This window comes from Pseudomonas fluorescens (assembly GCF_001307275.1).
In the GTDB taxonomy this organism is placed as follows: Bacteria; Pseudomonadota; Gammaproteobacteria; order Pseudomonadales; family Pseudomonadaceae; genus Aquipseudomonas; species Aquipseudomonas fluorescens_AA.
The window spans coordinates 5,029,217-5,047,036 of sequence record NZ_CP012831.1 but is presented as its reverse complement, the minus strand read 5'-3'; the positions used below and the strand labels follow the sequence as shown (position 1 = coordinate 5,047,036).

General features: G+C 56.0%; 18 protein-coding genes and 1 pseudogene. 6 read left to right on the top strand and 13 right to left on the bottom strand.

Translation table 11 applies throughout. The features are described from left to right. Nucleotides 1–36: 36 nt before the first annotated feature. Complete coding sequence (locus tag AO356_RS22605; protein ID WP_060741638.1) at nucleotides 37–417, top strand: c-type cytochrome; 381 nt, start codon at nucleotides 37–39, stop codon at nucleotides 415–417. A gap of 92 nt (nucleotides 418–509) precedes the next feature. Here AO356_RS22605 and AO356_RS22600 read toward each other — a convergent pair. Continuing rightward, nucleotides 510–1,143: pseudogene (locus AO356_RS22600) on the bottom strand (pyridoxamine 5'-phosphate oxidase family protein). A 91-nt stretch (nucleotides 1,144–1,234) separates the two neighbouring features. Next, nucleotides 1,235–2,194, bottom strand: coding sequence for a hypothetical protein (locus tag AO356_RS22595; RefSeq protein ID WP_060741637.1), 960 nt, complete (start codon nucleotides 2,192–2,194; stop codon nucleotides 1,235–1,237). A 340-nt stretch (nucleotides 2,195–2,534) separates the two neighbouring features. Between AO356_RS22595 and AO356_RS22590 the strand changes: the two genes are divergently transcribed. Beyond that, nucleotides 2,535–2,807: a hypothetical protein gene (locus AO356_RS22590; protein WP_060741636.1), complete on the top strand. Its 273-nt coding sequence runs from the start codon at nucleotides 2,535–2,537 to the stop codon at nucleotides 2,805–2,807. A 502-nt stretch (nucleotides 2,808–3,309) separates the two neighbouring features. Next, a complete protein-coding gene (locus AO356_RS22585) occupies nucleotides 3,310–3,960 on the top strand; it encodes a hypothetical protein (protein WP_060741635.1) in 651 nt (216 codons plus the stop codon). A gap of 999 nt (nucleotides 3,961–4,959) precedes the next feature. Here AO356_RS22585 and AO356_RS31165 read toward each other — a convergent pair. The 3 genes from AO356_RS31165 to AO356_RS22580 form a co-directional block, all read right to left on the bottom strand. After that, nucleotides 4,960–5,520, bottom strand: coding sequence for a hypothetical protein (locus AO356_RS31165; protein ID WP_081015402.1), 561 nt, complete (start codon nucleotides 5,518–5,520; stop codon nucleotides 4,960–4,962). A 399-nt stretch (nucleotides 5,521–5,919) separates the two neighbouring features. Next, nucleotides 5,920–6,024, bottom strand: coding sequence for an AraC family transcriptional regulator (locus tag AO356_RS33275; protein ID WP_335337575.1), 105 nt, complete (start codon nucleotides 6,022–6,024; stop codon nucleotides 5,920–5,922). Nucleotides 6,025–6,477: 453 nt separating this feature from the next. Continuing rightward, nucleotides 6,478–7,164, bottom strand: a complete 687-nt coding sequence (locus tag AO356_RS22580; RefSeq protein WP_060741634.1) for a hydrolase — start codon at nucleotides 7,162–7,164, stop codon at nucleotides 6,478–6,480. Nucleotides 7,165–7,438: 274 nt separating this feature from the next. Between AO356_RS22580 and AO356_RS22575 the strand changes: the two genes are divergently transcribed. Next, complete coding sequence (locus AO356_RS22575; RefSeq protein ID WP_060741633.1) at nucleotides 7,439–7,900, top strand: RidA family protein; 462 nt, start codon at nucleotides 7,439–7,441, stop codon at nucleotides 7,898–7,900. Between the two features lie 19 nt (nucleotides 7,901–7,919). Here AO356_RS22575 and AO356_RS22570 read toward each other — a convergent pair whose 3' ends face one another. From AO356_RS22570 to AO356_RS22555, 4 genes are all read right to left on the bottom strand, one after another. Next, nucleotides 7,920–8,879 (bottom strand): LysR family transcriptional regulator, encoded by a 960-nt coding sequence (locus AO356_RS22570; RefSeq protein ID WP_371919213.1) that lies wholly within the window; start codon nucleotides 8,877–8,879, stop codon nucleotides 7,920–7,922. A 276-nt stretch (nucleotides 8,880–9,155) separates the two neighbouring features. After that, complete coding sequence (locus tag AO356_RS22565) at nucleotides 9,156–9,461, bottom strand: NIPSNAP family protein (RefSeq protein WP_060741632.1); 306 nt, start codon at nucleotides 9,459–9,461, stop codon at nucleotides 9,156–9,158. A 223-nt stretch (nucleotides 9,462–9,684) separates the two neighbouring features. Beyond that, nucleotides 9,685–10,089: a nuclear transport factor 2 family protein gene (locus tag AO356_RS22560; protein ID WP_060741631.1), complete on the bottom strand. Its 405-nt coding sequence runs from the start codon at nucleotides 10,087–10,089 to the stop codon at nucleotides 9,685–9,687. Nucleotides 10,090–10,229: 140 nt separating this feature from the next. Continuing rightward, nucleotides 10,230–11,147 (bottom strand): LysR family transcriptional regulator, encoded by a 918-nt coding sequence (locus AO356_RS22555; protein WP_060741630.1) that lies wholly within the window; start codon nucleotides 11,145–11,147, stop codon nucleotides 10,230–10,232. A gap of 109 nt (nucleotides 11,148–11,256) precedes the next feature. Between AO356_RS22555 and AO356_RS22550 the strand changes: the two genes are divergently transcribed. Continuing rightward, nucleotides 11,257–12,009, top strand: a complete 753-nt coding sequence (locus AO356_RS22550; RefSeq protein ID WP_060741629.1) for an SDR family NAD(P)-dependent oxidoreductase — start codon at nucleotides 11,257–11,259, stop codon at nucleotides 12,007–12,009. Between the two features lie 57 nt (nucleotides 12,010–12,066). Then, entirely contained in the window at nucleotides 12,067–12,633 is a 567-nt protein-coding gene (locus AO356_RS22545) for a VOC family protein (protein ID WP_060741628.1), read from the top strand. Nucleotides 12,634–12,877: 244 nt separating this feature from the next. Here the strand turns inward: AO356_RS22545 and AO356_RS22540 are convergent, their stop codons facing one another. The 4 genes from AO356_RS22540 to AO356_RS22530 form a co-directional block, all read right to left on the bottom strand. Continuing rightward, nucleotides 12,878–13,096, bottom strand: a complete 219-nt coding sequence (locus AO356_RS22540; RefSeq protein WP_060741627.1) for a hypothetical protein — start codon at nucleotides 13,094–13,096, stop codon at nucleotides 12,878–12,880. A gap of 147 nt (nucleotides 13,097–13,243) precedes the next feature. Then, the gene (locus AO356_RS31155; RefSeq protein WP_081015399.1) at nucleotides 13,244–14,386 is read right to left on the bottom strand and encodes a pentapeptide repeat-containing protein; all 1,143 of its coding nucleotides are present in this window, start codon (nucleotides 14,384–14,386) and stop codon (nucleotides 13,244–13,246) included. A 210-nt stretch (nucleotides 14,387–14,596) separates the two neighbouring features. Next, nucleotides 14,597–15,028 (bottom strand): bleomycin resistance protein, encoded by a 432-nt coding sequence (locus tag AO356_RS22535; protein ID WP_060741626.1) that lies wholly within the window; start codon nucleotides 15,026–15,028, stop codon nucleotides 14,597–14,599. 293 nt (nucleotides 15,029–15,321) lie between these two features. Further along, a complete protein-coding gene (locus AO356_RS22530; RefSeq protein WP_060741625.1) occupies nucleotides 15,322–17,721 on the bottom strand; it encodes a TonB-dependent receptor in 2,400 nt (799 codons plus the stop codon). Between the last annotated feature and the right edge of the window lie 99 nt (nucleotides 17,722–17,820).

Here is a 17,820-nt window from a genome sequence, read left to right as displayed (position 1 = left end):
CTACCACCGATAAACGCTCGGCCATGAATAGGTCACATGAACATCAAAACATCATTCGTCGCTCTACTTGGAATCCTGTCATGCATGCAAGCGTCAGCGTCCTTCGCGGACAACGCCAATGGGAAAACGCTCTATCTACAAAGATGTGCGGTGTGCCATGGCGCGGATATCAAGGGAACAGGACCATTGGCCAGGAAAAGCAACCCTCCAACCCCCGACCTTACGACACCCGCCTTCAAGAAACGACTGACCGATTACCCGGGTGTGATTGTCTCTTCAATCATACTTCGCCCCAATGGAAACCTGATTCCAAGGACCTTGAAAGAGAATGGCGTGAAGATCCCGCCGCACCCTTGGAGCGTCAACGACCTGCGCGATCTGCATCAATACATGAGTGAGGTCATTTCAAACAAATGATCTTACGGGGAACTGCCATCTCGGCTTATCGATAACAACAGGCAATACCCAGGGCTTCTCGGGCCTGGGTATTGAAGTGTTTTATAAAACCGTCAGTAAAGCGTATTGGCAACACGCTCCGGCAGTGCCTTGTCATAAGCGTCGCCATCGACCTGTGATGGGCAGATGCGTTTGAACACCTCGCCTGCCGTGGGCAATGCACTGCGCTCGATCTGCCGCTTCACGTCCCACAACCCCGCCCTGACCACTGCCCTGCTGCACTGGAAATAAACACTGGTTACGGTGACTTCCAGAACGGTTCGAGGGAGTTGTCCTTTTACTGCGAAGCGGGACAACAGGGCTGGCTCGACGGATATCCTGGCCGTGCCATTCACGCGCAAGGTTTCCCCCACGCCGGGCACGAGGAAAAGCAGCGCGACCCGGGGATCCTCGACGATATTTCGCAGCGAATCGATACGGTTGTTGCCACGGCGATCGGGCAGATACAGCGTCTTGCTGTCATGGACATGAACGAACCCCGGCGCGTCACCCCTCGGAGACGCATCCAGCCCTCCGGGGCCTGAGGAAGCGAGGAATCACAAAGGATGCCGCCTCGATGAAGGGCTGGTAAACCGGATGGATATGGTCGACTTCCTTGAGCATCGAGGGTGTCGCGACGGGGCCGTAGAGGCTTTCCAGCGCCTGGGTGGTGGTGATGTAGGCGCTGCTGTCGTTGTCGCGTTCCATGCTCATCTCCTCTGTAGCTGTTTAAAAATCGCATTCAGTTGCGCCGCGCCCTCTCAACCTTCCAACCCAACGACGACCGAATCGACCGCTTTCAGGTCTTGGAGCTCATGCGCCCCTGGATCGCCACGCGCAGGCAACCCCATGCAATAAAGCCGACGATCACGCCCTCGGCGACACCCACCAACAAGTTGAAGGAAAAGCTCAGCGGCTGCTCGGCCCAATAGAACGTCGTCGAGCCCGTTCGAAAGCCACTGACGCGCAGCCGTCCGGTAAAAATGGCCGGCACCAAGCTCATGACGTTAGTCAGTTCCAGCACCGCAAAGAAGGCGCCCAATAGCGTGAGCAAGGCACGTGCGGGCACGCCCAGTTTCTCGGTCGGCTCAGGCGCAGGAGCGTCACCCTGTTCCCGGCGCTGACGGGCTGCCCTTACTGCCTTGCCGCTGCTAGGGGCCGGAGTTGGCCTATAGGGCACCGTCACAACCGGCGCCGCCCCCTCGACGACCTCAGTGGGCAACGCCACGCCCAGGTAATCGGCCAGCTCCCGCAGCCACACGTCCGTGCGTTGACTGCCCGGCACCACCGGAACGTTGTCGGTCGTCAGGCGCTGCGCGGTGCCATCGCGCAGTATCAGCCACAACTGGGTGCGAGCTCGCCCAGCCTGCGGGAGGCGGCGCAGCTCAAGGGATTTGGCAGCCTCGATCCGGAAGGCCGATTGCACACGCTCGCGGCGCCCGAAAAGGTTACGAGTCAGGCGCTTGCCTTCGCCGTCGACCCGCGACAACACCAACGTCTCGTGGACGCCGGTGTACACCACCAGCAGCAGACCAAGGGCAGGAATCAGCAGCCACAGCAGCACCATCAATAGAGCGGACAGTGGATCCACCTCCGCCATCAACGAGGCCCCATCAACCATCACGAACACGGCGAACGCCATGGGCAAGACAAAGGCCACCGCCCCTATCACCCACACGACCAAGCTCTGCACCACGTTGCGCGAATGGATGTGCAGGTCACCCTGCGCGGTGCGCTCGAACCGATGTCCTATCAACATGCATGACTCCTGTTGCGTTGCTTTGCAGACTGTTCGAGAGGCCGGGATGACGATTGGAACGCCTCGGGCCGGGATGGTGTTTCAGAGGCGCAGGATACCGGATGTCGCGGCCTCGGGGTTGGGGTGGGGGTTTCTCCGGTGTGAGTAATTGTTCCTACAGAAATGGATAAAGTCGGTTCGTTTCCTCGGAGAACTCTCATCATTCCTACGAAGGCCTCGGAATCTCTCACCTTGTTCGTCTTGGGTGCGCAAATCTATAGTTCTTTCCGTCGCCAACCATGGTGATCAGGTTTGGCGACCTGCGTATCGGATAAGCCCTCTAACCAAATGGAGCAATCCCATGCAGAGATACATCCCCATCACCGACATCGACTGCACCCCGGCCGCCCTACTCATCGATACCCAGGCGCCGCTTGACGTCCTGCACGCAACTGCCGATTACCGCATCCGCACGGTGACCCAAGTATTGGAAAACATCGCGTTTCGCTCCGAGATTGCCAGCGATACGGTGGTGCTTTCGGATTTCGCGCAGCTTTTGGTGATTCCGTTGCGGGATGGGTGTGATCTGCTGGAGGTGATTGGTCGGCGGCTTCAGGCGCAGGTTGAACGTTAAGGGATTACGGGCGCTTAAGGCGCCCGTTTTGATGCTGGCATTTACAGGTTGTGGCTGATGGGTAGTAATTGTGCAGGCATTCGGCAAAGGCTGCTTTCGGCCAAGACCAGACGTTTGGGAAGCGAGATTATGACGAACAGCAATAAGCCGGAATACTGCACGATTTGCAGACGCGTACTCGACGACCCAGCAGATCCGCTATCAGGCAATTGCGGCGGAGATTACTGGGGATGCATAGGCGCTATCGAGGCGGAAATGGGATGCGCAGAGTCACTTGCCTACGTACGCAAAGAATACGAGGCAGGACTTCGGCCTGGCTGGATTGATCCATTCACGCCCTGATTTGGAAGCTGCGTTATGACCGCTTCGGGTCGTTTACCGCCTTTCGCGACAGGCAGTAATCGGCCAGAAGCGGGCATTGGGTCGCACATGGCGATATATTCCGGGCATAGCTATCCACCTTTATTCACGATACTCGCTAAAGACAATGGTCAGGAAAGACATGAGCTTCACCGACGAATTAGTGGCCGCCTTCCCGGCAAGCAATCCGGTACCTCCAGTATTACGACAGACCATGGAATTCCTGGAAGCACTAGGCTGCGTCCGGCACTATAGGACCGGGGGCCGCTACATGACTTTGCATCCCGAACCTGAATACAACAACAGCGCTATCACCGCCTTTCACGTTCCTGACTCCGCCGATACTGCTCGATGGACGGCCTGCGAAGATCCCAGAGTAAACGAGCGGCTATCAATATTCCTCAGGACTGGTGGCGATGGATCGTGGGCAGGGTTGTGGCTGGACGACCACGATCAGCAGCGAATCGTCCATCTTGGCTCGGGCTCGGGATCAGACATGCTCTGCGTCTTGACCAATAGTACGCAAGACCTGATTCGCTTACTGGCCATCGGTTACAACGAGCACTGCTGGCCAGAGGAGTTTACGAGAACACCGGCCGAACTGCGGGAGCAGCAATACGCAGATGATGACTACCCAGCGCCACCTAGGGCATTGCGGGCGTACGTGGAATGCACGCTTGGCCTCAGCGTCCCGGCGCGCGCATCAGATCTCATCTCAAGCACAACAAGCATGGACGCGCATGAATCCAGTGATCCTTTCTGGAACTGGCTCAAACAGGTAAGAAATGATTGAAAGGTCCCGTCACGATCTCGACCACCAGAAGGTCAGAGAATCGCAGATTTTTCATCAAGCCTTGGATTAATTGGCCGCTCGCAACGGGTGTAGACCAGCAAAAAATCGACGTTAGACACGTAATCGCGAGCTGCCTAATCCAAGCTTCGAAGCCACGATAGGGGAAAGATATGGCAGGAGGGAACATCATCTGTGGCACCTTCCAAAGTGCTGACAAATCCGGATCAGCCTTGGAACTCCCGTTGCAGGCTCACGAACTGGTCGAAAATGTTAAACAGCAACTCGATACAGCAGAATTTGTCCTCATAGAGGTTGAACAAGCGAAAAGCTTGCTTCCATTCTTACAGGTCTACCAGGCTCAATTGATCGCTGAGATCGGGCACGATGATTGGGCTCGCGCAACGCAGGAGGAAGAGTCTTCGCTTGGACCTGTCGCGGCAAAGTGGGGATCAGGTAAGGGATGGAGGCTTTACTGTGTGCGAGATCTCGTAGGGGCCTGTGAAAATTCGTTGGTAGAGATGGAACCAGTCTGCATCACGTTTAGTTAACTGCTTCCAGCTCGTGTTCACACAACCTGGGTCGATAGCAGCCCTTTGCCAAAGGCAGCCATCGACCAACAGCCCCCCTGGGCTCCTTCCGCGTTGCGGGTTCAACAAAGGCGAAACCGCTCCGCGAAGACACCCAGGGGTAAAGCATGGCCCTTCGGCCGATGCTTACAGACCGACCGCTATCGGCCCAGAGTGTGTAAAAACGCTTCGCCAAGATTGAAGTGCGCGCGTCTACGTTAAATCTGAAATTTATCGGCACGTGAGCAGATGTGGATTTCGCGTAGAAGCGCGATTTTAAGTCCGGTTTTGAGTACCTGTCGCGCTCAAAAATGTTTTTACACAGCCTCGGCCAGAAGCAGACGGTCACCTAAGATAAGTTTCCACCTCAAACGGCCCCCCATGCTTGACATGGGGCCTCCGTAGCGGCGGGCGAAGCATGTGAACGTACCTGTTAGGACGTTGTACATTGACCTCTTTGAAGGAAATCTTTTAGCGCGGCCTTATAGAGCGTTAATGGTTGATTTTCCGCATTGAACAGGGCGAAGGGAATCATCGTGAGATGTGAGAAGGACGTGGAACTTATTGAATAAGTTCTTTGCCTGCAAAAGCTGTGGTCTTTATTCAGTATGAAATCAAACTTGAAAAGGTTTGGCCTTGAACACCAACTAGGAATTAAACCAAGACTCAAACCCGTTAAGTATTCTTGTGCGCAAGCGCCGCCAGATGAAAATTCCGAGATTTTTATTTCTAAGGTAGGAAGGGGCAAAGCTGTAAGGTTTGAGCTAGTATTTTGCGCGCTTGGAATAAATTTTAGTGTCGCTGCGTATGCGTCCCTGGCGAAGCGACTATCTTTCCATGGAGAGTTTATTTCGTAACTGAAGCTGAAGATAGTTTCTTTTTCTTCGGGTTCAACGTGTTCGTTGATTGTCGGCTGGGACGAATAGGATGTGCAGCCAGAACATAATATCGCAATACTGATGAAAACAAGTCCATTTGCTACTAAGCGGTGCATACTCAGTTTCCCTAACTATTAATTAGTCGACATGTCTGCCGCTTGATAACTGTATTGAATGCAACATAGCGTCTCATCCACACGCATGATTTTTGAATCAGAATAACAGAGGAAACTGTGCGCGGGACATCTGAAGGAAGAAAGATGACAACGTTTCACACACATTCCCGGTACATTCGCTGCTTCCCCACGACCGGCTTTCGACCACAAACAGCCACATGTTCTAAATCGATAGCCAATTGGATCGGCCGCTGCTTTGTCAATGTAGGTGAAAGCCTGCTTCTGGCCGGAAGCTGACCTGTCATCTACGCCGGCCCATGGCCGCTAGCGGTCGCTCATGAGCAGCTGCTATTGGCGACTAGCAGTCCTTCGGATTCAAAATACATCTAAAAAAGGTTATCAGGCGGCAGAGCGAGCACTCCGTCTCCAGGCCAGAGGCGTCATACCTTCATTCCTTGAGAAAACTCTGCAAAAGTGTGCTTGGTCGCAGAATCCGCATGCCATAGCGATCCGGGTTAGCGTCATTACTGAGGACTCAAGCAGCTGTTTGCATTCTGTAGGGGACAAACGTGTGCTTACTTTGAATTTTCGGGTGAAATGACTGCGCGAGAGTGCGCAGGCCTGCGCAAGCGTCGACACAGTAACTCCGGTCTCTAGGCTTTCCAGCATCAATTGTTTTGCAACTGTCTCCTGCCACCGTTTGAGTTTTCCCGTGGGCAGAAATACGACATTGATAAGCGCAGTGCTTCGACACCTTTCATGGTGATTCCTTTTTTCAACATGAACGACCGGAAGACTCGGTAAAGTTCGGTGCGGGACATCGCCCAGGGACAGTAGGCGGATCGGATTGCGTGACGTCGCAGGCGTACGGACGACGCTGACATAGCCTCTGTCGCCGTTCCGGTTCAAATGGATAGCAATGGGGACTGGCCCCCACTTAATGAGGGCCAGTGAGTCTCAGATAGAGGCGGCCACAGGTGCCAAGGTCGGGCCGTGGTCTACACGCTCGGGAGCCTTGTGCACCATGGTGTAGGCATAGTCGACGCCCATGCCGTAAGCACCGGAGTGCTCCTTCACCAGATTCATGACGGCGTCGTAGGTGGCGCGGTTGTTCCAGTCACGCTGCCACTCCAGCAGCACCTGCTGCCAAGTGACCGGCACCACGCCGGCCTGAATCATGCGCTGCATGGCGTAATCGTGAGCCTCCTTCGTTGTGCCCCCGGAAGCATCGGCGACCATGTAGATCTCGTAGCCGGCATCGTGCATGGCGGAAAGTGCAAATGTGGTATTACACACTTCCGTCCAAAGGCCAGATACGATGATTTTGTTACGGCCATTGGTTTTCAGCGCGTCACGGACTTTCTGATCGTCCCACGAGTTCATCGAGGTGCGCTCCAGCAGAGGGGCGTCAGGAAACACAGCGAGTAATTCGGGGTATGTGTGGCCGGAGAAGCTATTGGTTTCGACCGTGGTGATAGTGGTTGGCACGTTGAAAATTTTTGCGGCCTTTGCCAGAGCGACCGTGTTGTTCTTCAGCGTCTGGCGGTCAATGCTTTGCACGCCAAAGGCCATCTGCGGCTGCTGATCAATGAAAATCAGTTGGCTGTTTTGAGGGGTCAGTACTTCGGTTTTTGGATTGTTCATGGTGGTTCCATTTAGTGAAATGATGGTCTTCAAATCTCTTTGCGGGCCGGGCCAATCTTCTGTCTGCTGAAAATCGCGGAAGGTTGTTGGCGGTAGCTGCGGCGCCGAATTCGAGTTCAAGGTAACCGATCATTCGCAACTTTAGGGGCGCATTAATGCGTCTCCAAAGGCGCATTAATGCGCCCTTGAAAAATCACTTGCGGTGCTAGTCTCTGGCTTCCCACAACTCGGACTGCCGCGGTGCGAGCAGTCTTTTCTACGCCAGGAGAATGCAATGTCAGCTTCGCAACCGTTCGGAAAGAAAACCGCTTACTGGGGTGTCGCATGGGAAGAAAGCTACGGCTACCCGCAGGCCAGACAAGTCGGAAACGAGATCTATATCTCCGGCCAATTCAACCATGATGAGGACGGCAACCTGGTAGCTCCTGCCCCACTCGATAGCGAAGGCAAGCCCAGTGATTTCTCTTCAATGGGAGAGCAAATGCGCGCTTCCTACGACAACATCTCCAAGTTGCTTGCCCTGTATGGCGCAACACTTGAAGACGTGGTTGAAGAGACGCTTTATGTGCTGGACATGGACGCGGCGTTTGCGGTGGTAGGCAATGTTCGCAAGGCTGCGTTTGGCACCGAGCGGCCCCAGTGCGCGAGCAACATCATCGGCGTATCGAGGCTCGCGCAGCGATCGCAGTTGATCGAAATTGTCTGCAAGGCAGTCATTGGCTCCGGCACCCGCTAAGACATGCTCCCGGTTTCCTCTAGGAAACCGGGAGAGCTCGCTGACCTTCGACCAATGGCTTGAGTTCGGCAACCGCCGCTGCGCAAAACGTCATGAACGCCTTGACTCGCCATGACTTTCGAATGTCCTGGTGAGTCAGCAGCCATAGCCCATCCTGAAGTTCAGGCACAACCGGGCCGACACGCACCAATCCCGGCGTGATGTCACCCAGCATGCAGGGAAGGAACCCAAAACCAAGACCCGCCACAATCGCAGCGCTTGCAGCGGCGACGGAGTCGGTACGATACGAAATGCAATCTGGGCGAACTCTGTTATCAACGTAGCTCGTTGCTTTGAGGCCGCATAAAGCTGCCGAGTAAGACACCCACGCTTGGCCTTCTGCGAAAGGTGTCGAGGTCGGTGCGTTTTTAACACTGCCGTATGGTGCCCAGGCAATTGTCGCGAGTTTGCGCCCAACCAGGCTTTCAGCTGGTTTATTGGTCGCCCTCACCGCAATATCCGACTCATCGCGGGCAAGACTCAATGTCTGATTGCCTACCAGTACTTCAATCGCTATCCCTTCATTCAGAGCTTTGAATTCCGCAATGATAGGTGTGAGGAAGTACAGCAGCAGCGAATCGCTCGTTGTGATGCGGAGTTTTCCGAGTGGCCCCTGCCCCGTCCGTGAAACGCGCCGTGCAACACTAACGATATCCAGTTCGACACGCTCGGCGAGCTCTCGCAGCTCTACGCCTTCCGCTGTGAGCATGTATCCCGAGCGGCGGTGATCGAAGAGTGCAACTCCAAGTGTTTTCTCAAGCTGGGCCACTCGGCGCGATACCGTGGATATGTTGATCCCTAGTTTTTTGGCGGCATCAGTGCGATTTGCGCATTCACTGAGCGCTTTGATAATGCGCAAGTCGTCCCATGAGAGCTGGGCTACAGCATCACTGAAATCCGATCTGTCCCCCTTTTGCACTGCTTGGCGTGATGAACCGATGTTAGGTGGCGTATTCACGCGAGATATTCCAAATAGCATGTACGCTCATCATACGAAAAGGCTAACGGGGAACAAAGTAATGGGTGCCGGATTCGTTTGGATCGTTCGCAAGCCGTAGCGCGCGACCAGCACGCTTCGAAATAACCTGGCAATGACCACCTGTTTTCGGTCGTTCAATAGTGTCCGCTTTTGGCCGGTTTCTACCGTTCGTGACAAGCAGCAATCTGCCAAAAGCAGCCCCTTTGGCGCGCCCGAGCGCGGCTGAAAACAGTCATTTCACTCAAGAATTGGACGAAGGAAACTGCGCTCGTAGCTCAAGATGAATTTTTGCTCGGTAGCCTGCGCCACTAATTGAACGCACTCAGGATCTACTCCGGCCTCCCTACGGTACTGCTCATAATCTGCCAGGCTGGAGAAGCTGAATAGACAGTACGCGATGTTGTTGGCGCCTTCAGCTGGCAGAAAGTAGCCGTGGTGGCTCCCTCCCATACGGTTCACCACACGAATCCAATGGCGAGAATAGTTTTCGAAAGCCGGGATCTGGTAGGGATCGATTACATACCTGACGTGGCAAGTGATCACTGGATCATTCCTTTGAATATGAGGGAAACCGCTATTCTACACATGCCATAAGCTGAGTCGTCGATGGCAGCTTTGGGTCGATAGGCCCCGCTCATGAATGGCGACTTTTGGCTGCCACTCAGCCAAGAACGAAAGGATCGAGGCTAAAGCCTTTCCCACAAGACATTTGGTTTTCAGTAGACGCGATTCCAGCCACGAGTTTTAGTGTCGCGATTCAATAGCCTTACGCCGGCTCAACCGGCGCGAACGCTTTGGCAGCGGCCACGGTATCCATGAATTCGCGCAGCAGCTGAATTTTGCCGTCTTTGGCCACTAGGCGGCCTGCGTACATCTGCCGGTAGATGCGGCCTGTGGCAGGCACCAGCGCCTCTACGCTGTATTCGGCAAACACTTGATCGGGGGTGTCGATCAAAAAGCGCACATTGTGGAATTTGAAATCCGGCACTTTACCGAGCAATGAGCCGATAAAACCCTCGATCGCTGCAGGCCCCTTCACGCTGTGTGGAATGCCGAGCGACTCCAGGTAGGGCAGCTCCAGCACGCCGTCCTCGGCGAACAGAGCCGCTGCCAAGTAAGGCGTCTGGATGGCATCCAAGTACTGTTGAAGTAATTCCACGGCATTCTTCATGACGACTTTCTCCCGAAACGAATAATTGGATGGCACGCTGTGTTGTGCCGACCAAACCACGTTAAGGTATCCACCAGGTTTCAAAAATAGCAGTTAATGAAAGTCATCATTTCATAATTGAAAGAGCTGCCCCCATCGTCTCATAACGGCCATCGCCATACGGGCTCGCTTAAATGCTCGGCGAAGAAGTCCGACAGCGCTTTGATTTTTACCGGCCGTGTACGGGCCGAGGGGGTGACGAAATACAGGCCACCACGGGTCATGCTCCATTCCGGTAGCACCACGACCAAGCGCCCATCTGCCAAGTATTCGCTGGCAATAAACTCCGGCAGTTCGGCGATGGCCAGGCCTTCAAGCAACACCGGCAATAACGCATCCGAGTTGGTCACTCTTAACGGGCCGCTGGGCACCACGTCTTCTTCGGTGCCGTCCTTATGGGTGAACCGCCATACTTGGCTGCGGGCTCGGTAGGCATAACTCAGGCATGTGCGGGCCGCCAGTTCGCGGGGATGGCCAGGGTGGCCATGGGCATCCAGATAAGCCGGTGAGGCGACCAGGTATTGGGTGACAGCGCAGAGACGCCGCGCAACCAGCGAGGAATCCGGCAATACGGCAATGCGTAACGCCGCATCAAAGCCCTCGGCGATCAGGTCTACCGAGGCGTCTGAAAGGTGCAGGTCAATCGACAGCTCGGGATACTGCCGGATCAACTGCGGCATCAGCGGTGCCACCCAACGCAGGCCAAACGACATGGGGATCGCGAGGCGTACTTGGCCGCGGGGCTGGACCGATAATTCCTGAGCCTCGCTTTCCACCTCTTCAGCCTGCCGATAAATCTCCCCCGCCTTGGCCGCCATGCTCGCGCCGAATTCGGTGAGTGCCAGTTGCCGCGAAGTGCGGTTGAACAAGCGCCCGCCCAGGCGCTCCTCCAGGCGCGCGACCGCCCGCGATACCGTTGGCACCGACACGCTCATGACGCGCGCCGCGCCGGCGAACGATCCTTCTTCGGCCACCTTGGCAAACATCGCCAACCCTTCGAAATCTGGAAGATTGCTCATTTCATTTCTGCAACGATAGGTTTCAGACAATTCTATTTTGAAAGTTTTGCCCCGTCGATAAGCTTCTCCCACACCGCAACTCACTCAATCGAAATACGGGAGAAACACCATGACTAACAAACTCGAAGGCAAAATTGCATTGGTGACCGGCGGCAGTACAGGCATCGGTCTGGCCACAGCCAAACGCTTCGCTCAGGAAGGCGCCCACGTCTATATCACGGGCCGTCGCCAAGCCGAACTGGACGCCGCTGTCGCCGCTGTTGGCAACGCCACCGGCGTGCGGGTGGACTCAGCCGACCTCGATCAGTTGGACGCGTTGTATCGCCAGATTGGCGCGACCCACGGCCGAATCGATGTGCTGTTCGCCAATGCGGGTGGCGGCTCCATGCTGCCACTTGGTGACATCACAGAACAGCAGTACGACGACACCTTCAATCGCAACGTAAAAGGCGTGCTGTTCACTGTGCAAAAGGCGCTGCCACTGCTGGCCCAAAAAGCCTCGGTGATTCTCACCGGCTCCACGGCGGGCAGCTCGGGCACCGCCGCCTTTAGTGTGTACGCCGCGTCCAAGGCCGCCGTGCGCTCATTTGCACGCAACTGGATTCTGGATTTGAAAGACCGCCAGGTGCGCATCAACACCATTAGCCCTGGCGCCACCCGCACTCCTGGCCTGGTTGAATTGGCCGGCCCCGATGCCGCTCAGCAGCAGGGCTTGCTCGACTACATGGCGTCGCTGATCCCCATGGGGCGTGTCGGTGAAGCTGACGAAATTGCCAGCGCCGCGTTGTTCCTGGCCTCGGATGACGCCAGCTTCGTCAACGGTATCGAGTTGTTTGTTGACGGCGGCCAGGCGCAAATCTGACCACCCAGCGGGCGACTGCCACGGTCGCCCGCCAACCCATCTCAAAAGGAACAGGCAGTGAACCCATTGCAATCGATATTGCTGGCCGCCAGCGTGACCCTGACTGCCGCTACTCAGGCGGCGACCACGCCCCCTCAAAGCCACCCCGGTATGAACTCAGCCGCACCGCTTCAGGTTTCAGCCATCGACCATGTCGGCATCAATGTACCGGACATCGACACCGCTACCCGGTTTTTCTCCGCGCTGATGGGCGCACGGGTGGTCTCGGATATCAGCCCTGGCAAGATCCCAGATCAGTGGAAAAACCAATTCCGCTGGCATGGCTCCAGCGAGCTGCAACGCTTTGTGATGCTGCAAATGGACGGCGGCGCGAAGCTGGAGTTGTTCCAATACCAAGGCTCTGAGGTCAATCAGGTCCAACCCCATGGCGACGACGCCGGAGCCAGCCATGTGGCCTTGCGCACCGCCGATATTGACGGCAGCCTAGCGACCCTCAAGCGCCTGAAAGTGACCATTCTCAACGACCCCATCACCAACACGGACGGCGTTCGTTGGTTCTATTTTCAAGCACCGTGGGGTACGCAGATTGAGCTGGTGTCGCTGCGGCAAAGCGTTGGTGGCTAACCCCGCCGCTTGCGCCGGGCTGGTGCTAATTAGCAGCCCGACTGCCACGACAAACGCTAGGCCCACAGCAGTAGCCCAAAAAGGGGCAGATTTACTATCAAAAAAATATATCTGTCCGCTTTTTCCGTTGCTGCCTCTCGTGAAGGGCTGCAATCGGCCGATTTCCGCATGTTAGAAAGGGTAGAAGTCGACCCATTGCGATGAGAGAGATCACCGCTGCCCGTCGCTGCTAGACATCGGAAAGTCAATCAATCTGTTTTAACGACTTTGCATGAGCAGCTTTGGCTCTCAACTTACTTCCTCCCCAGATAGCGAATGCAGCTAACAAAAGGGTGACTAATCCCATTGCGAAATGCTTACCGGGGCCGGGCATTGCTCCCATAGCTGCGGCGATAACTCTCATGATTCCCGAGAAGGCCCATACGCAGCCAAGTATTGTCAGTATCCATCCAATGATACGCATAGCTGTCTCTTCCTGAATGATTTTGGAGGATCGGTGGACTGTAACATTGAATCACACCTATTTTTGTCGAAGCTGAATGACAGCTCTTGGCCGATTGCAGCCATTCACGACAGGCTGCAATCCGCCAATAGCTGCTACACAATACACCTAAACCGGAGAGGGCTCATTCTCGGCTGAAGTTCTGTTAGTATCAGGTATATGGAGCCTGGTAAGGGTACCTGCCGTAATAGGATGTTTTATCAGCCCCTCCGGTGGCCCATCAGAAGTGAACAGATTCGATAGTACGGTAAGCAGAGCCCCTAGTATCACGTAACCAAATAGGACATGCGTTATGACTAGCGCCTGGGATAGCCAGCTTGACTTGTTGGCAGCAATGTCTCCATAACCAAGAGTTGTCATGGTGACGACGGAAAAATACAAGCTCTGCACTATACTTAAATCGCCTCCTTCATTTCCTGATGTTGATCCGGGTATTAACCAGTAAAGGAGTGAGTAGGACAAGCATACGATCAAAAATGATATTGCGACTTGCCGAGGAGATCTCCCATAATCCGACGCCATCCAGAATAATTTAGCTAGGAAGCTTTTTGTTTTTCCAGCTTTCTCATACCATGCAATCCAGTTATGCCTGCGATTACAGTACTGAAGAGTTTGGCGAAGCCCAGCAGAGTAACAGGCGTTCTCAAACGTTACTGTTCTAAAATCTGTTTCCCTCGAAACATTCGCAAGATGGAAGTAAGTCCTAGCTGTAAACTTCGCATCTGCAAAAATTGCCCCACACAAATTGAATCTCGACTCTCCGTTTAGGAATGGATTTCTACCGCCGCCTTGAAACTGTGCGTCCGAGAGGTCTGCTTTGTAGAAGCTACACTCGTAAAAATTTGAGCTAAAAAATCTCACCGAAATCAAATTGCTTTGTTGAAAGCTTGCCTCATTGAAATGGCACAGTGCAAAAAAGGCGTTAGAAATTTGTGCCCTGTCAAATTTAGAGCCTTGAAATATAGATCCGGCCGCCTCAATACCGGTCATGTCGGCATTTAAGAATAGGCAGTCGGACATATCTACGCCTTCTAATTTTGCACTTTTTAGATTGGCATCACAAAAATTCGCTCCCTTGCCATTGGAGTTTATAAATTTTGCGCCAACAATCTTTATACCTTCCAGATTTGCATCTCGAAAGTCTATAATGTCTTGGGTTTGCGAGACGTAATCATTCCACTCTGAGAAATCTTCTCTCTGGGAACATTTAATTAATAGCCCATATTGTTCTGCATTGAAGCATTTCTTCATGGTGTATATGTACTTCCGTGTTGATTATGTATTTGCTGATGCCGTGATGACGGCGTATTCCTAGAACATACGTCAATTGAGAGCATCCGTCACAGCTTCCGCTTCTCACAAATTGTTCGCAGCCCTCACTGAAGGACTGCTATGGGTCGATAGCGGTCACTCGCGAACGGCTGCTATCGACCCATTGCTGACGGTCGGCTTGGCTCAGATTCACATTGAACAAGCCGGTCGCTCACCCAACCGCTCTACCAACCTTACGAGATAACCGTCGGGATCCTGAACGATGAATTCGCGTTGGCCTACTTCTATGTCGTCAGCCCGATACCAGGTGTCTTTGCATTCTCGATAGAGTGGACATCCAGCCTGAACAAGTTTTTGGATGATGGGTGCGACAGCCTCTACATCAATCTGTAGGTTGATGCCTCTTCCAAACGGCTTGGTCAACGACGCAGTCAGCCATTGACCCGCGTCTGGATCAACCTGCTCAAGCATTACTTGAGCACCATTCAAATCAAGGTACGCAAATCCATCATCCGGACGTTGATAAGCTACCTTGAACCCCAGATGAGAAACCCAAAAAACTAGGCTGCTATCCAGGTTGGTGACCATTAACTCCGGAACCAGTTTGTTACGTACGAACATGAGATGACTTCCATTTCAAAAGGCTTGTTTTTGCGGGCGGGCAGGTACTGCACCTACGGCCGCGCTGCCAAGACGGGATCGTGGGGAGCATGATGATGCACGGTCGGGTGGGAACTATCGAGTCGCTTTGAGTGGCAGCTTCTGGCCGGCTCCTGCCTAGCGAAAAGCGCCAATCGCCCCAATCACAGCAATAACAACAGAGGCCACAAATACAGCCTCTCAGAGCGTCTGACAAAACCACCTTTCGCGTAATCACACAACTTGCAACGGCACCTCTTTAATCGCCAACAACCTCAGAAATCAACAGTAGCCGACACTTTCAGCGTACGCGGTGCACCTTGGGTCAGGTAACCACCGTTGGCCGAGGCCCAGTAATTCTCATCGGCAACGTTCTCCAGCATCGCGTTGAAAGTCACCCCGCGGCCATCCATTTTCGTCCGATAGCGCGCGCCCAGGTCGACGCGGGTCCAGGCGGGGATGCTGTATTCGTTGGCGCTGTCAACGAACTGGCCGCCGGTGCGCAGTAGCAGGCCGTTCAGGCTCGCCCCGGGCAAGCCGGGCACATCCCAATCGGCGCCCAGATTGAACTGGAATTTCGGCACGCCCACCGCCTGGTTGCCATCGTCGCGACCGCCGGCGGTGCCGCGCAGTTCGGCTTTGGTCCAGGTGGCACCGCTCAGCAGGCGCAGGCCATCCAGTGGCTCGCCGAACAGGCTCAGTTCCACGCCGCGATTGCGCTGCTCGGCATCCACCCGGTAGTAGCCGTCGCCGCCGAGCACGCCCTGGGGCTGCTCGATGCGGAACAGGCTGAGGCTGCCGCCGAAGGTACCCCAATCGAGCTTGGCGCCCACCTCGGTCTGCTTGGAGCGATAGGGTGCGAACATCTCGCCGTTGTTGAGTGCGGCGGCCGGCGCGGTCGGGCCCTGTTGCAGAGACTCGACGCGGTTGGCATAGAGCGACAGGTATTCGGTGGGCTTGATCACCAGGCCATAGGCCGGCGTGGTGATGCTTTCCTGATAGCTGGAGGTGCGGGCACCGCTGGCCGCGCTCCAGGCGTCGGCGCCGATGGACTGGCGGCGCACGCCCAGGGTCAGCAGCACGCGGTCGTCGAGCAAGCCCAGGGTGTCGGAGACCGCCAGGCTACGGTTCTGCACCTTGGCGGTGGTGTCCGGGTCGTGGATATCGCCGGAGACGCTGGTGGCCGGTGGCTCGGCGACGGGCTGGCCCTCATACAGATTGCCAAAGCCACGACTGCCCGCCGCGGTGGACTCGAACGCGTTGCGCTTTTCCTGCCAGATGCCGTTGGCGGCCAGGTTGATGCTGTGGCTGACCGGCCCGGTGGCGAGTTCGCCGCGCAGCCCGGTGACGGCGCTCAGGGTTTCCTGGTCCAGCGGCGAATAGAGGCGGCCGATACGCGCGTCGCCATTCGCGCCGTAGACGTAGTTGGAGGCGTAGACACCGTTCTCCCGCGTGTATTTGCCGCCTGCGCTCAGGTAGGCGGTCCACGTGGGCGACAGGTCGTACTCGGCGCTGAACATGCCATAGGTGTCTTCGAGCTGCGACCAGCTCCAGGGTTGCGCGTAGTTGTGGTCGGAGTCCGGTGCCGACGGCGTCTTGCCGTTGAGTGTGCTGGTAGGTCCCGTCGTGGTGAGGTAGACCACCGAGCGCCCCTCATTGACCCGTTGTTTCTGGTAACCGAGATCCGCGGACAGGCGCAGACGGTCACCCCGGTAGTCCAGGCCGAGGGTGGCCAGGCTGAAGCGCGAGTGCTCATCGTCCACCGCGGTCTCGCCCTCGCGCTGGGCCAGGTTCACCCGCACGCCGAAGCGGTTGTCCTCGCCAAAGCGCTGGCCCAGGTCGAGGTGCCCGCCCACTCGGCTGTCGCTGGCATAGTCCAGGGTGGCGCTGCGCGTGGGGGTGTCTTCGGCACGCTTGGAGACCACGTTGATCGCCCCGCCGACACCGCTGCCCGACGGCGACACGCCATTGACAAAGGCGTTGGCCCCCTTGAACACCTCGACCCGCTCGACCGACTCGGTGGAGATGATCTGGCGCGGCAGAATGCCGTACAGCCCGTTGAAGGCAATGTCGTCGCTGAACAGCTGGAACCCGCGCACGACGAACACCTGGGAGAAGTTGCCGAAGCCGAACGACTGACGCACGCCCGGATCGCTGGCCAGCACATCGGCCAGAGTCTGCGCCTGGCGCTTCTCGATCAGCTCGGAGGTGTAGCTGGAGAAGGCGAAGGGCACATCTTGCATGTCCTGGTTACCCAGCACGCCGATGCGGGCACCCCGCGCCGCCTCCCCGCCGGCGTACTCGGCCGGCAGGTCGACACGACCTTCGGCGAGCCCGCTGATGGTGGTCGGGCCCAGCTCCAGCACGCCCTGCTCGGGCAGCGGCACCAGGGTGATGGTGCCGTCGTTGCCGGCCTGGAAGGTCAGGCCGCTGCCCTCCAGCAACCGCTGCAGGCCGTCGACCACCGAATAGTCGCCCTTGAGTGCCGGCACCATGGCGCTGCCACGGGTCAGGCCAGCGTCATAGAGCAACCGCACGTCGGCCTGCTCGGCGAAATCGGTGAGCGCCGCGTCGAGCCGCTGGGCAGGCACGTCGAGCTGGACGGCTTGCGCCTGTGCGGCGGCAATGGCCAGGGGAAGAACGGCTAGCGCCGCGAGGAAGGGGGTCGACCGCATGCTGGTGTCCTTGACTATCAATACGAAGAAGTCGCATTTGCAGGAACGGAAGACGAAGGCGGCGATGATTTCTGAACCACCGCCGCCTAAATATTTTCT